We start from the raw sequence: 13819 nt of genomic DNA on the forward strand, positions 1-13819 counted from the left end.
GCCGTCGTGGATGTAGTCGACATGGTCGCCGTGCGGGACCGCGACATGGCCGCAGCCGGGGCCGTGGACGTGGTCGTGGGCGGTGCACTCGACGTGTGCCGATACCTCGCACTCGTCGAAGTGGCCCGCGTGTTCGCGGTGCAGGTGGCCGTCGTGGACGTAGTCGACATGGTCGCCGTGCGGGACCGCGACATGGCCGCAGGTGGGGCCGTGGACGTGGGTGTGTTCGGGGTGCTCTACGTGTGCCGTTGTCATGCGGATCTCCCTGTACTCGTACCGGTCGATTGCAGCTGGAGCACATCCGACATTAACAGTTGCGCATGCGTTGCTGCGACCCCGCCGGACTGCCCTAAGACCTGGTCAGAGGACCTGATCGAGGAAGCGGCGCAGACGCGGGGTCTTCGCGTCGTCGAACAGCTCGTCGGGGGTTCCGGTCTCCACGACGACGCCCTGATCCATGAAGACGACGCTGTCGGAGACGCTGCGGGCGAAGCCCATCTCGTGGGTCACGACGATCATCGACATGCCGCCGGCGGCGAGGTCGGCCATCAGCGCGAGTACGCCCTTGACCAGTTCCGGGTCCAGCGCCGAGGTGGCCTCGTCGAAGAACATCAGCTCCGGCTTCATGGCCAGTGCGCGGGCGATCGCGACGCGCTGCTGCTGGCCGCCCGACAGCGCGGCGGGCCTGGCATCGGCCTTGTCGGCCAGGCCGACGATCTCGAGTTGTTCCAGCGCCAGCGCCCGCGCCTGCTCGGCGGACAGGCCGCGCAGCTTGCGCGGGCCGAGGGCGATGTTGTCGGCGACGGTCTTGTGCGGGAACAGATTGAAGTGCTGGAACACCATGCCGATGCGCTGACGCAGCTGGTCGGGGTCCTCGCGCAGCACCGACTTGCCGTCGAGCAGCACGTCACCGGAGTCGGGCTCGTGCAGGCGGTTGAGCACCCGCAGCAGGGTCGACTTACCCGAGCCCGACGGGCCGATGACGGTCGTCGCGTGCCCGGCCTCGACGTGGATGTCGACGCCGCGCAGGATGTGGTTGTTGCCCAGCGTCAGGTTCAGACCGGTGCCGGTCAGCGATGCACTCACGCTGTGACTCCTTCGCATGCTCGGGCGCCCTGCGTGGTTACGCGAGCTGCCGCCTCCGGGCGCTGACCGATCATGCGCCGCGTCCTTCCGTGATGACGGCCTGCTCGATCGGGTCGGCGGGCGTCGGTTTGCCGGTGCGCATCCGCGCGTCGATGTAGTTCACCAGGTGGGTGAGCGGAATGGTCAGCACCAGATACATCAGACCCGCCGCGACCAGCGGGGACAGGTTGCCGGTCTGGGCGTTGAGGTCGCGGCCGACGGCGAACAGTTCGCGCTGGGAGGCGAGCAGGCCGAGGAAGTAGATCAGCGACGAGTCCTTGATCAGCGCGATGAACTGGTTCATCAGCGCGGGCAGCACCCGGCGCACACCCTGCGGGATCACCACCAGCGTCATCGCCTGGCGGTAGCCGAAACCGATGGCGCGCGCGGCTTCGAGCTGGCCTGGCTCGACCGATTGGATACCGGCGCGGAAGATCTCGCCGATATAGGCGGCCGCGAGCAGCGCCAGCGCGACCGCGCCGAGCCAGTACGGATTGCCGCCGGTGAGGTCGCGGACCACCGGGCCGATGCCGAGACCGATCAACAGGATGATCACGACGGCGGGCAGGCCGCGGAAGATGTCGGTGTAGACGCGGGCGGGCCAGCGCAGCCAGCGCGTGCGGGAAATGCCCATCACCGCGAGGATCATGCCGAGCACCGTGCCGAGCACGCCCGAAACCACCGCGAGGATCAGCGTATTCGGCAGGCCGGTCTTGATCAGGTCGGGAAAGGCCTTGCGGTACAGCGACCAGTCGAAGAACGTGTCCTTCAACTGCTGCAAGGTCGACTTCTGTGCCACTTGCTCGGTCGCATCCGGCTGGTTCTCGGCCGCGATCGCGGCGAAGTCCGGAAGTTGTGGCGCGGGTGCGGATTTGGAGCCGGGCTTCCAGCCGGGCGGCAGTTCGCGCGGCACCCAGTCGGCGTAGAGCCGGGCGTAGGTACCGTCGGCGATCACCGCGTCCAGGCCCGAGTTCAGCGCGTCGATGAGTGGCTGGTTGTTCTTGGCCACGGCGTAGCCGACGAAGTTGTCCAGGCTGAAGGTGTTCTCCGACACCACGATTCCGTCACCGGGCTTGATCGCGCCCTCGGCCTGCGCCGACGGCGCGACCCAGGCGTCGACCTGGCCGGACTTCAGATTCGCGTAGGCGGTGTTGTAGTCGGGGAATTTCACCGGGTCCAGGCCCAGCTGGTTCACCACGAACTCGTCCTGCACCGTGCCCTGCACGACCGCGATGCGGGTGCCGGCGTTCAGGTCACCGAAGCCCTTGATCGCGCTGCCCTGCGGCACGACCAGCGAGAAATAGCCGAAGTCGTAGCCGTTGGTGAAGCCGACCAGCTCGCGGCGGGCATCGGTGGTCGTGATGTTGGACGACCCGACGTCGAACCGCTTGCCCGACACCTGGGCGAGCAGACCGGCGAACTCGGTGCCCGAGAACTCCACCTGCAGGCCGAGTTTCGCCGCGATCGCCCGGAGCAGCTCGTTGTCGAAACCGGTGAACGAGCCCTGCCCGTTCACGCAGATGCTCGGCGGTGCGTCCGACAGTGTGCCGACGCTCAGCGTGCCCGGGTTGAGCAGACCCAGCTTGCTCGTGTCGATCGACTCGACCGGCGCGGTGGTCGCCGTCGTGTACCGGTCGGTGCCCGCGGTCTCCGAGGAGGCGAGATTGTTCGGCGCCGCAGAGGCAGCGCTCTGGCCCGGCGGGGAGCACAGATCCCGCGTCGCCGTGTCGCCGCCACCACAGCCGGTCGCGGCGACGCCGACGAGCAGCAACAACGCGGCGATCCGCGCCCGGGTTCGCACAGCACGCACACCAGCCATGGCGATAAACCCTAGCCGCAACCTCGCACAGTGCTGGTTACGCGCCTGTCGGCGACGCGGATCACCTGGTCAGGCGAGTCCTTCGAGCGGCTCCGGGTTCACGTCGTCACGCCACTCGATCGCCTGCTCGACCTTGGTGAGGTCGTAACCGGGACCGGAAACGCCCACGGTGAACAGGGTGACACCGGCAGCGTGCAACGCGTCAGCTTTCGCCCGGCCCGGCCACGGCACCGACCGTTCGATTCGCGACGCGTCGGCGCCGGCGGCCGCCGCGTGCTCGGCCAGGACCTTGTTCTTGTGCGCCAGGGCATCGAAATCGGCGAAGGAATGCCAGATGTCGGCGTACTCGGCGACCAGCCGTAGCGTCTTGCGCTCGCCGCCACCGCCGATGAGGATCGGGATCTCCCTGACCGGCGCCGGGTTCAGCTTCGCGAGCCTGGCTTTGATCCGGGGCAGGTTGTCCTTCAGCAGGTTCAGCCGGGTGCCCGGCGTACCGAACTCGTAGCCGTATTCGTCGTAGTCATGCTGGAACCAGCCCGCGCCGATGCTGAGGATCAGCCTGCCGTCGCTGATGTGGTCGACGGTGCGGGCCATGTCGGCGAGCAGATCGGGATTGCGATAGCCGCCGCCGGTGACCAGCGCGCCGATCTCGACCCGCTCGGTCTGCTCGGCCCACGCGCCGAGCATCGTCCAGCATTCGAAATGCGCGCCCACCGGGTCGCCGGTGAGTGGGTAGAAATGGTCCCAGTTGAAGACGATGTCGACGCCCGCGTCCTCGGCACGCAACACCGCGTCGCGGATGAGCGCGTACTCGGGCGCGTGCTGTGGCTGAAGCTGGACTCCGATACGAACTGGACGACTCATACCGTGCTCCTCCGCACTCCGTGGGCTCCGCGACCGAGGCTACCCGGAAATGGTGAGCGGGTCCGGGTGGGCCGCTACGATCCCTGCGACCCTGTACTCGGATCGTCCGGCACGTTCCTGCCGGGATGGGATGTTGATCTACGCATGGCTACCGTGACCTTCGACCGCGCCACCAGGCTCTACGCCGGTGCGACCACACCGGCCGTCGACGCACTCGATCTGGAGATCGCCGACGGCGAATTCCTGGTCCTCGTCGGCCCCTCCGGTTGCGGTAAGTCCACCTCGCTGCGGATGCTGGCCGGCCTCGAAGAGGTCAACGGCGGACGCATCCTGATCGGCGACAACGACGTCACCCATGCCGAGCCCAAGGATCGCGATATCGCGATGGTGTTCCAGAACTACGCGCTCTACCCGCACATGTCGGTCGCGGAGAACATGGGCTTCGCGCTGAAGCTGGCCAAGGTGGCCAAGGCCGAACGCGACGAGCGGGTGCTGGCCGCGGCCAAGCTGCTCGACCTCGAGCAGTACCTGGACCGCAAGCCCAAGGCGCTGTCCGGTGGTCAGCGTCAGCGGGTGGCGATGGGCCGCGCGATCGTGCGTCAGCCGCAGGTGTTCCTGATGGACGAGCCGCTGTCGAACCTCGACGCCAAGCTGCGCGTGCAGACCCGCACCCAGATCGCCCAGCTGCAGCGCCGGCTCGGCACCACCACCGTCTACGTCACCCACGACCAGGTCGAGGCGATGACGATGGGTGACCGCGTCGCCGTGCTCAAGGACGGGCTGCTGCAGCAGTGCGCGTCCCCGCGCGACCTCTACCGCGATCCGGCGAACATGTTCGTCGCCGGGTTCATGGGCTCGCCCGCGATGAACCTGTTCACGCTGCCCGTCGCCGACGGCACCGTCACCATCGGCGGCTACCCGGTGCCGGTGCCGCGCGCGGTGGCCGACGCGGGTGAGGGCACGGTCGTGCTCGGCATCCGTCCCGAGCACCTCGAGGTGGGCAACGGCGGGCTGCGGATGGAGGTCGACGTGGTCGAGGAACTCGGCTCCGACGCCTACGTCTACGGCCGCGCGGTCGCCGACGGCGCGAGCGCCCAGACCGGGGAAACGATTGTGGCGCGAGTGGATTGGCGCAAGCCGCCGGCCAAGGGCGAACTGCTGCAGCTGACCGTCGATCCCGAGCACGTGTACTTCTTCGGCGCCGCGGACGGTCGCAGGCTGCGCTGACCGGGATGGGCCGGTGACCCGGTGTCGCCGGCCCGATTCTGCTCTGCGCATAGTCGCTCGGCAAGGCCTCTCACCTGAACCTATGCTGACCTGGCCCGGTGCTCGCCGGGCGGGGGTTTCTCGGAGACGGGGTAGCGGAATGCGCGTAGCAGTACTCGGCACAGGGCAGGTCGGCCGTCGGCTGGCGAGCAAGCTGGTCGAGATCGGGTACACGGTGACGATGGGGTCGCGCACGGCCGACAATGCCGATGCCACCGCCTGGGCCGCCGAAACCGGGGGCGCCCACGGCACTTTCGCCGACGCGGCGGCCGCGGCCGAGCTGATCGTCAACGCCACGTCGGGCACTGTCTCGCTGGCCGCGCTGACCGCGGCCGGTGCGGAGAACCTGCGCGGCAAGGTCGTCGTCGACGTGTCGAATCCGCTCGACTTCTCGCACGGCTTCCCACCGAAACTCGTTGTGCCCGAGGAGGGCAGCGTCGCCGAGTCGCTGCAGGCCGCCTTCCCCGACGCGTTCGTCGTGAAGACGCTCAACACCACCAACAATCAGGTGATGGTCGATCCGGCGCGGATCCCCGGCAAGCACAGCATCTTCCTCAGCGGCGACGACGCCGGTGCCAAGAAGCAGGTGACCGAGCTGCTGACCGCGTTCGGGTGGGCGCCCGATCAGCTCATCGATCTCGGCCCGCTGCACACCGCGCGTAGCACCGAACCGATGGTGCTGCTGTGGGTGAGCCTGTTCCAGGCGCTGGGCACCGAGGACGTCAATGTCGGCGTCTTCAGCGCCTGAGCGTCACTTCTCGCGCGCCGCTTCCTTGCGGGCGCGTAGGTAGTCCTGGTTGACCCGGACCGCCAGCCGCTCGAGTTCGACCTCGGTCCCGTCGGCGCTGCGCAACTCGACCCGGACCGGTTCGCCGGTCTCGGCGTCGACGCGCAGCAGCGGCGGCGGGCCGGGTTGCAGGTAGGTGTCGCCCCACTGCCAGAGCGCGACGACCGCCGGGAGCAGGTCGCGGCCCATCTGGGTGAGGACGTATTCGTTGCGGGTGCGCTTGCCCTCTTCCTGGTAGGGGCGCTTTTCCAGGAGTCCTGCCGCGGTGAGCTTGCGGAGCTGGCCGGCCGCGGCGGCGTCGGTGATGCCGACGCGGCGGGCGAAGCCGTCGAAGCGGGTGGTGCCGTAGTAGGCCTCGCGCAGGATGAGGATCGCCGAGCGGGTGCCGATCAGGTCCATGGCCCTGGCGATGGAACAGCCGGCGGTGTCCCACCTGCTCAGATCGGCCAAGGGTCCTTCCATCACGGCTGCCATGACCGACATCATACCCACCTCTAACTTGAGTAGATGATAGTTAGCACCTACGCTGGCTATTGTTGGATAGAGCCAGAGTTGGCTCACCGTCGAAAGAGGACTCCCATGCGAGACGCGGTCATCGTCGAAGCGGTACGCACCCCCATCGGCCGGGGCAAACCGAACGGCGCACTCCACGACGTCCATCCCGTCGATCTGCTCGCGCACAGCCTGCGCGCGGTGATCGAGCGCAGTGGTATCGACCCCGCCCTGGTCGACGACGTGATCGGCGGCATCGTCACCCAGGTCGGGGAACAGGGCGCGAACATGACCCGGCGGGCCGCGCTGGCCGCCGGCTATCCCGAATCGGTGCCGGCCACCACCGTCGACCGGCAGTGCGGCAGCAGTCAGCAGGCCATCCACTTCGCCGCCCAGGGCGTGATCGCGGGTGCGTACGACATCGTCGTGGCGGCCGGTGTGGAGTCGATGGGCCGGGTTCCCATGGGCGCCAATCTGATCGGGGCCACCGATCTGTCCGGCGGCGCCTTCGCCGAGCGGTACCCGGATGAGCTTGTGCCCCAAGGCATCAGCGCCGAACTGATCGCCGCCAAGTGGGGACTGACCCGCACCCAGCTCGACGAGTTCGCCCTCGGCAGTCACGAAAAGGCCGCCCGCGCAACCAAAGATGGCCTCTTCGCGGCCGAGCTCGCGCCGCTGAACGGTCTGACCACCGACGAAGGTATTCGAGTCGGCTCCACGCTGGAGACGCTCGGCAAGCTGAAGCCCGCCTACTACGACCCGGCCATGGCGGCCCGTTTCCCGCAGATCGGCTGGGAGATCACGGCGGCATCGGCCAGCCAGGTCAGCGACGGCAGCGCCGCGGTGCTCATCATGTCCGGCGAACGTGCCGCCGAACTGGGCCTGCGCCCACTCGCCCGGCTGCACAGCTTCGCCGTGGCCGGCGACGATCCGCTGCTCATGCTCACCGCGGTCATCCCGGCCACCGAGAAGGTCCTGCGCCGGGCCGGCCTGCACCTCGACGACATCGACCTGATCGAGATCAACGAGGCCTTCTCGCCGGTCGTCCTGGCCTGGGCCCGGGAAACCGGCGCCGACCTGAGCAAAGTCAACGTCAACGGCGGCGCCATCGCCCTCGGCCACCCCCTCGGCGCCTCCGGCGCCCGCCTCACCACCACCCTCGTCCACGCCCTCCACCAGCGCGGCGCCCGCTACGGCCTGCAAACCATGTGCGAAGCGGGCGGCCTCGCCAACGCCACCATCATCGAACGCCTCTGAACCGGTCGGCGGCGCTTCCCGCGAGCGCCGCCACCGGTACGGCGCGGAACTATCCGGGCTCTACGATCGCGGGGTGGGCGCCGATACGTTCGTTTATGCGATTCCGCTGCGTACGCGGTTTCGGGGGATCACTGTGCGCGAGGGGATGTTGATTCGGGGGCCGCTGGGGTGGGGAGAATTCTGCCCGTTCCCCGAATACGACGATCGGGAGGCGGTGGGGTGGCTCGCTACCGCGGTCGAGCAGGCGACGGTGGGGTGGCCGGCGCCGGTGCGGGATCGGGTGCCGGTGAACTGCACTGTTCCCGCGGTGGATGCCGAGCGGGCTAGGCGGATTGTTCGTCAGTCTGGTTGTGCGACAGCCAAAGTGAAGGTGGCCGATCATCCCGGGTCGTTGAGCGAGGATATGGCTCGGGTCTCGGCGGTGCGGGAGGCTATCGGGCCCGACGGGGCGGTTCGGGTGGATGCCAATGCGGTGTGGGATGTGGAGACCGCCGTTCGGCAGATCGGGGAGATCGACCGGGCTGCTGGGGGATTGGAGTATGTCGAGCAGCCGTGCCGGACCGTCGAGGAACTGGCCGAGGTGCGGCGGCGGGTTTCGGTGCCGATCGCGGCGGACGAATCGATTCGGCGAGCGGAGGATCCGTTGCGGGTCGCGGTGGCGGGGGCCGCTGATGTGGCGGTGCTGAAATGCACTCCACTGGGCGGGGTTCGGCGGGCGCTGGCCGTTGCCGAGGCGGCGGGGCTGCCGGCTGTGGTGTCGTCGGCGTTGGAGACGAGTGTCGGGCTGGCTGCCCAGATCGCGCTGGCAGGCGCGCTTCCGCAACTCGAATTCGCCTGCGGTCTGGGGACTCTCGCGCTGTTCGAAGGTGATCTCGTTGCCGAATCGCTGTTGCCGGTGAACGGGTGGCTCACGGTTCCCACGGTCGCGCCGGAACCGGACCCCGCATTGCTCGACAAGTACCGGCATCCCGATCCGGAGCGGACCGAGTGGTGGTTGCGGCGGTACGAGCGGGTCAGCGCGCTGCTCGACACGGATTGATCCTGCTGTACCCGCCACCCAGCGGTGGTTGCGGCCGGACGGCTCGACCGTGCCGACGGACGGAGTACGCGCCCGGTCGCTCGGTGGCCGCCGGAGTTGGCGCCGTCGGAAATCCCTGGGCTGACCATTGCTCGCGAAGCCGAGTAGTGGACTACCCGCGATATCCGCGCGCGGAAGCGGGAGGCTCAGAAAGTCCAGTTCATGAGCCTTTTGTGGAGATGAGCCCATGTCCGTGCAGGCCGACGCCGCCCCGGGGCGGCCGACTCACGCGCACGGGGAGACGTTCGCCTACGACGCCTTCATCTCCTATACCCACCACGATCGCCCGGTCGCGGCCGGAATCCAGTCCGGTCTGCACCGCATCGGCCGGCGTGTGGGTCAGTTGCGCGCGCTGCGGGTCTTCCGGGACGGAACCGATCTGACGGCCAGCCCCGACCTGTGGGGCAGGGTCACCGACGCGATGGATCGTGCCCGGTATCTGATCGTGGTCCTCTCCCCGCAGGCCGCCGCCTCGCGCCGGGTCGACCGGGAAGTTGCCCACTGGCTGCGGCAGCGGGGTGCGGATCAGCCGTCCAGCTGGGATACTGCATGCCAGTACGCGGCGTAGCTCCACAACCCTTGCAAACCATGCACATTGGCGCCGACGCGGACGTGCACTACCGCGACACTGCCGGAATGGACGGCTCCCGGCGCCCGAGACCTCCGGAGGTGCGCGGTGCCCCCTGACGATCGACGATTCGAGCTCGGTGACCGGCTCTGGAACGACGCGCCGGAAAACGAAGGGCCAGACGCTCGCAGTTCCACCTACGACAACATGGTGCTCGAGCAGTACCGCCTCTATGTGGAGATGGCCGACCGGGTGAGTGCCCGGCGCGGGCTGGCGAACTCCTTCTTCCTGTCCCTCAACACCGGCATCTTCACCCTCGTCACCCTCTTCGGGAAGACACCACCACCCGATACGGCGGAGTGGCTGGTGATACCGCTGATCGCTGTCCTGGGCCAGTGCTTCGCCTGGTTCTATCTTGTCCGTAGCTACCGGTTGTTGAACGGCGCCAAGTTCCGGGTGATCGGCGCGCTCGAGGAGCGGCTTCCCGCCTCGCCCTTCTGGAAGGCCGAATGGTGGGCCCTCGGTGAAGGCCGGGATCGGACGCTGTACTGGCCGCTGTCGCACATCGAGCAGTGGGTTCCGGTGCTCTTCGCGCTCGCGTACGTCTCGGGGTTTCTCGCCATCGCGTTCCACTGAATGGTTGTGCACAACTTAATTGTGGGCTACATTGTTGTCATGACCGACGGACTCACCCTCGACGAGCAGCTGTGTTTCCCGCTGTACGCGGCTTCGCGGGCGATGACGGCGGTCTACCGCCCGAAGCTGGAACAGCTCGGGCTGACGTATCCGCAATATCTGGTGATGCTCGCGTTGTGGGAACACGACGGGCGCAGCGTCGGCGAGCTCGGTAAGGCGCTCGAATTGGACTCGGGAACGTTGTCTCCGCTGCTCAAGCGGCTGGAGGCGACCGGGTTCGTCGAGCGGCGGCGGGCGACCGACGACGAACGCCGGGTCGACATCGTGCTCACCGCCCACGGGCGGTCGCTGCGCGAGGAGGCGTGCCGGATTCCGGCCGAGATGGCCGAGATCGCGTCACTGTCCGCCGACGAAGTCACCGCACTGCGCGGACTCCTACGCAAACTCACCGATTCCCTCACAGAGAAATGAGAACTCCCATGCAGGTCCTCTACACCGCCGAAGCCCTGGCCAGCGGCGAAGGCCGCACCGGCACCGCGCGCACCACCGACGGCAAGCTCGACGTCGTGCTCGCTCCGCCGAAGGAGTTGGGCGGCGACGGTGCGGGCACCAACCCCGAGCAGCTGTTCGCGGCCGGTTACGCCGCCTGCTTCCATTCGGCGCTGCGCCTGGTCGGTAAGAAGGCGGGCACGAACATCGCGGATTCCGCTGTCGGCGCGCAGGTTTCGATCGGCCCGAACGACAACGGCGGATTCCAGCTGGCCGTCACCCTCGAAGTCACGCTGCCGCATCTGCCGCGCGAGGAGGCCCAGGCGCTGGCCGAGGCCGCGCACCAAGTGTGCCCGTATTCCAACGCGACCCGCGGCAATATCGCGGTCGACGTGCAGGTCACCGAGGACTGATCCTCGTCCCAGCGAATCCCGCCGGTCGCGCATCGGCGGGATTCGCCGCGTCCGGGAACCACGCCTCAGCCGAAACGGACTCCGCAGCCGGCGAACGTCGCCCGGATCAGCAGGGCGGCTTCGGGACCGATCACCCCGTCCACCAATTCGATGTACCGGGTACAGAATTCGGGGCCGTGCGGTGCCTCGTCGGCGGGTGCGAGGTGGTGGGCGAGTTCGTGCAACACCACCAGCTCACGTAATGCCCACGCGGTCGCCCCGGTGTGCAGCGGGACGGCCAGCACCGCGTCGGCCGGTTCGTAGTGGGCCGCCGACGCCCCGGCCCGCGCGCGAACCCGAACCGGCAACCCGGCCCTTTCCCATTGCGTGCGCACCCAATTCAGCGCCAGCACCTTGTCCACGTAGGACTGCACCGACTCGACGGAGGCGAAGCGGCGCTCGACGGGCAGCGTGAGCTGCGAACCGTAGACGTCGACGGTGCGGTGCCCGAACTCCTGCGCACGATCGAACACCCCGCGGACCAGCTGCTCGGCGTCATAGACCTTGGCCCGCTGGGAATCGCGGCGGCGGTGTGGATCACCCGGTGCCACAGCACGCTCCGGCCGCCGTCGTCGGTCCACACAGACTCGCCCTGGTTCGGTGCTCGGCGGCACGCACCGGACCAGGGCACTGTGCCGAGAGTCGCGCCGTGACGAACTCGCCGAGCACTCTCATCGGCCGGTGAGTTTCGCCCGCGCGGCGGGCAGTTCCGGCGACGTACCGAGCCTGGCCGTGCGGCCCGCCCGGTCACCCGCACGACGGGCAGCCGCTGAGTGGCCGGTAGACGTTTGCGGTCCGCGCCAGGTTCCACGCGCCTCCGAGGTGGCCGTGTAGAAGTCGGTGAGGGCTACTTCCTTGTCGCGCAGGGCCAGTGCGGTACCGGCCGACGCGGTCGGCGTCTCCTCCGCGACCACCTCGGCCTGCACTTCCGCCAGGCGCGCGCCGACGCGGGCGGCGAAGGCCATCTGGAAATTCAAGCGCGCGGTCACCCCGGCCACCGGCGCCTCGACCTTGCGGCGAACCGTGCGCCCGAAGCGCTTCTCCGCGACGATCTTGACGACCGTCGCCTCCCGGTACGCGCCGGACTTGATGTAGTGATCCGAGGCGCGAACCATCTGGATCAGCAGGCTCGCGTACAGGGCCTCGCAGGCATCGATGTCGGCGGCGAAACCGTAGGCGTACACCTGGGCGGAACTGCGGGCGACATCGCAGCGCACATCGTTGGCCGTGGCGATCGCGACGAACAGCTGCACGTAGGTGCGCAGTCCTTTTCGACCGGGTTCGCCGATCGGGATGATCCGCTGCACCGGCGCGGACCTGCGCTCACGATCGGCGACGTGGGAGCGGGCGACCGCGAGATCGATCGAGGATTTCGTCGCCAGCCGCTGGGCAGCGGCGAGAAAAGCCTCGGCCTCGTGTTCGTTGTCGGTGGCCTCGGCCTTGCGCAGCAAACCGCCGATCCGGGTGAGCATCCGGTCGGGCGTCGACGGCGATGGACTGGTCACGTCGTCGAGCGTAGGACACTCCCCCGACACCGAACGTCGCAGAACTGACTGGAAAGTAGCCCAAGTGGCAGGACGATCGGACGCGAAGACCCGCCACCATGTATGTTGCCTTGTGCACCGCACGGGTGTGCTGCTGCTCACGTCTCGACCCTGGAGTGTCTGCGATGGCCTTGAAGTTTGTCCCGAGAGCGACGATGGCTGCTGCCTCGATTGCGTTGCTTACCGCATCGTTCGCCAGTGCCTGCTCCAGCGACAACGGAGGCAACGCGCTCGACCAGAACCTGACGGGCCGCGGCCCGATCACCTACGTCGAGGGTAAGGACGTCACCGAAACCGGTGTGGTCAAGCAGCTCATCGAGCGGTGGAACGCCGCGCACCCGAACGAGCAGGTGACGTTCAAGGAGCAGTCGGCCGACGGCACCCAGCAGCACGACGACCTCGCCGAGCACTTCCGCGCCAAGCAGGACGGCTACGACGTCGTCGCCCTCGATGTGCCGTGGACCGCGGAATTCGCCGCGAAGGGCTGGGTCCAGCCGCTCGAGGGCAGTTTCGCGATCGACACCGCGCCGCTGCTCGCGCCTACCGTGGCAAGCGCCACCTACAACGGCAAGCTGTACGCGGCACCGAAGAACACCAACGGCGGCCTGCTGTACTACCGCAAGGACCTGGTCCCCAACCCGCCGCGCACCTGGACCGAGATGCTCGGCCAGTGCCAGATCGCCCGTGACAACAACATCGGCTGCTACGCAGGTCAGCTCGCCCCCTACGAGGGCCTGACCGTGAATACCTCCGAGGTCATCAACGCCTTCGGCGGCAGCTTCGTCGGCGCCGACGGCAAGACCCCGACCGTGAACAGCCCGGAGTCGAAGGCGGGCCTGAAGGTCCTCGTCGACGCCTACAAGAACGGTGACATCCCCAAGGAAGCCATCACCTTCAAGGAGGGCGAGAGCGCCAGCGCGTTCGAGTCCGGCAAGCTGCTGTTCCTGCGCAACTGGCCGTACCTGTACGCCCAGGCCAACGCCGACACCTCCTCGGTGAAGGACAAGTTCGGTGTCGCCCCGCTGCCGGGCAACACCGGCATCGGCGCCTCGACCCTGGGTGGCTACAACGCCGCGATCAGCGCGTTCTCCAAGAACAAGGCCACCGCGGCCGATTTCGTGCGCTACCTGATCAGCGAAGAGGCCCAGCAGATCGTCGCCTCGGGCGCGCTGCCGTCGGTGCGCGCCTCGCTCTACGACGACCCGGCCCTGATCGCGAAGATGCCGTACCTGCCCGCGCTGAAGGAATCCATCGCCAGCGCCGTGCCGCGTCCGGTCACCCCGTTCTATCCCGCGGTGTCGAAGGCCATCCAGGACAACGCCTATGCTGCTCTGAACGGCACGAAGTCCGTCGACGACGCCGTCGCCGGCATGCAAAAGGGCATCGAGACCGCCGGTTCGTAGCGGAGCGCGCAGCGGACCCGACCAGACCGTAGGAGAGTA

The 13819-nt window shown here is 68.2% G+C and carries 16 protein-coding genes; 9 read left to right on the forward strand and 7 right to left on the reverse strand.

Annotation, left to right across the window (positions count from 1 at the left end; genetic code table 11):
- The 4 genes from ACFVAV_RS22100 to ACFVAV_RS22115 form a co-directional block, all read right to left on the reverse strand.
- A partial coding sequence (locus ACFVAV_RS22100; RefSeq protein ID WP_379036943.1) for a hypothetical protein occupies window positions 1-255 on the reverse strand: 255 nt, incomplete at its 3' end.
- A gap of 105 nt (window positions 256-360) precedes the next feature.
- Complete coding sequence (locus ACFVAV_RS22105; RefSeq protein WP_379036945.1) at window positions 361-1086, reverse strand: amino acid ABC transporter ATP-binding protein; 726 nt, start codon at window positions 1084-1086, stop codon at window positions 361-363.
- 70 nt (window positions 1087-1156) lie between these two features.
- Window positions 1157-2944: an ABC transporter substrate-binding protein/permease gene (locus ACFVAV_RS22110; RefSeq protein ID WP_379036946.1), complete on the reverse strand. Its 1788-nt coding sequence runs from the start codon at window positions 2942-2944 to the stop codon at window positions 1157-1159.
- Window positions 2945-3013: 69 nt separating this feature from the next.
- Window positions 3014-3808 (reverse strand): LLM class F420-dependent oxidoreductase, encoded by a 795-nt coding sequence (locus tag ACFVAV_RS22115; protein WP_379036947.1) that lies wholly within the window; start codon window positions 3806-3808, stop codon window positions 3014-3016.
- 144 nt (window positions 3809-3952) lie between these two features.
- Between ACFVAV_RS22115 and ACFVAV_RS22120 the strand changes: the two genes are divergently transcribed.
- A complete protein-coding gene (locus ACFVAV_RS22120) occupies window positions 3953-5035 on the forward strand; it encodes an ABC transporter ATP-binding protein (protein ID WP_379036948.1) in 1083 nt (360 codons plus the stop codon).
- Between the two features lie 139 nt (window positions 5036-5174).
- Window positions 5175-5822 (forward strand): NADPH-dependent F420 reductase, encoded by a 648-nt coding sequence (locus ACFVAV_RS22125; RefSeq protein WP_379036949.1) that lies wholly within the window; start codon window positions 5175-5177, stop codon window positions 5820-5822.
- 3 nt (window positions 5823-5825) lie between these two features.
- Here ACFVAV_RS22125 and ACFVAV_RS22130 read toward each other — a convergent pair whose 3' ends face one another.
- Window positions 5826-6347, reverse strand: a complete 522-nt coding sequence (locus tag ACFVAV_RS22130; RefSeq protein WP_379036950.1) for a winged helix-turn-helix transcriptional regulator — start codon at window positions 6345-6347, stop codon at window positions 5826-5828.
- A 93-nt stretch (window positions 6348-6440) separates the two neighbouring features.
- On the opposite strand from ACFVAV_RS22130, the gene ACFVAV_RS22135 reads away from it, so the two are divergent.
- The 6 genes from ACFVAV_RS22135 (at window position 6441) to ACFVAV_RS22160 (ending at window position 10794) form a co-directional block, all read left to right on the forward strand.
- Window positions 6441-7610 carry a thiolase family protein gene (locus ACFVAV_RS22135; RefSeq protein ID WP_379036951.1) on the forward strand — a complete coding sequence of 390 codons (1170 nt, stop codon included), beginning with the start codon at window positions 6441-6443 and terminating at the stop codon, window positions 7608-7610.
- Window positions 7611-7683: 73 nt separating this feature from the next.
- Window positions 7684-8649: an o-succinylbenzoate synthase gene (locus ACFVAV_RS22140; RefSeq protein ID WP_379036953.1), complete on the forward strand. Its 966-nt coding sequence runs from the start codon at window positions 7684-7686 to the stop codon at window positions 8647-8649.
- A gap of 226 nt (window positions 8650-8875) precedes the next feature.
- Window positions 8876-9256: a toll/interleukin-1 receptor domain-containing protein gene (locus ACFVAV_RS22145; protein WP_379036954.1), complete on the forward strand. Its 381-nt coding sequence runs from the start codon at window positions 8876-8878 to the stop codon at window positions 9254-9256.
- 108 nt (window positions 9257-9364) lie between these two features.
- Window positions 9365-9892, forward strand: coding sequence for a hypothetical protein (locus tag ACFVAV_RS22150; protein WP_379036955.1), 528 nt, complete (start codon window positions 9365-9367; stop codon window positions 9890-9892).
- A gap of 39 nt (window positions 9893-9931) precedes the next feature.
- Window positions 9932-10363: a MarR family winged helix-turn-helix transcriptional regulator gene (locus tag ACFVAV_RS22155; protein WP_379036956.1), complete on the forward strand. Its 432-nt coding sequence runs from the start codon at window positions 9932-9934 to the stop codon at window positions 10361-10363.
- 8 nt (window positions 10364-10371) lie between these two features.
- The gene (locus tag ACFVAV_RS22160; RefSeq protein WP_379036958.1) at window positions 10372-10794 is read left to right on the forward strand and encodes an organic hydroperoxide resistance protein; all 423 of its coding nucleotides are present in this window, start codon (window positions 10372-10374) and stop codon (window positions 10792-10794) included.
- 65 nt (window positions 10795-10859) lie between these two features.
- Here ACFVAV_RS22160 and ACFVAV_RS22165 read toward each other — a convergent pair whose 3' ends face one another.
- Window positions 10860-11384, reverse strand: a complete 525-nt coding sequence (locus ACFVAV_RS22165) for a TIGR04338 family metallohydrolase (protein ID WP_379036959.1) — start codon at window positions 11382-11384, stop codon at window positions 10860-10862.
- A gap of 120 nt (window positions 11385-11504) precedes the next feature.
- On the reverse strand, window positions 11505-12305 hold the full coding sequence (locus ACFVAV_RS22170) for a DUF2786 domain-containing protein (RefSeq protein ID WP_379036990.1): 801 nt from the start codon (window positions 12303-12305) through the stop codon (window positions 11505-11507).
- Between the two features lie 227 nt (window positions 12306-12532).
- Between ACFVAV_RS22170 and ACFVAV_RS22175 the strand changes: the two genes are divergently transcribed.
- Entirely contained in the window at window positions 12533-13780 is a 1248-nt protein-coding gene (locus tag ACFVAV_RS22175) for an ABC transporter substrate-binding protein (RefSeq protein WP_379036962.1), read from the forward strand.
- Window positions 13781-13819 lie beyond the last annotated feature (39 nt).

Source organism: Nocardia sp. NPDC057663, from assembly GCF_042799895.1.
In the GTDB taxonomy this organism is placed as follows: Bacteria; Actinomycetota; Actinomycetes; order Mycobacteriales; family Mycobacteriaceae; genus Nocardia.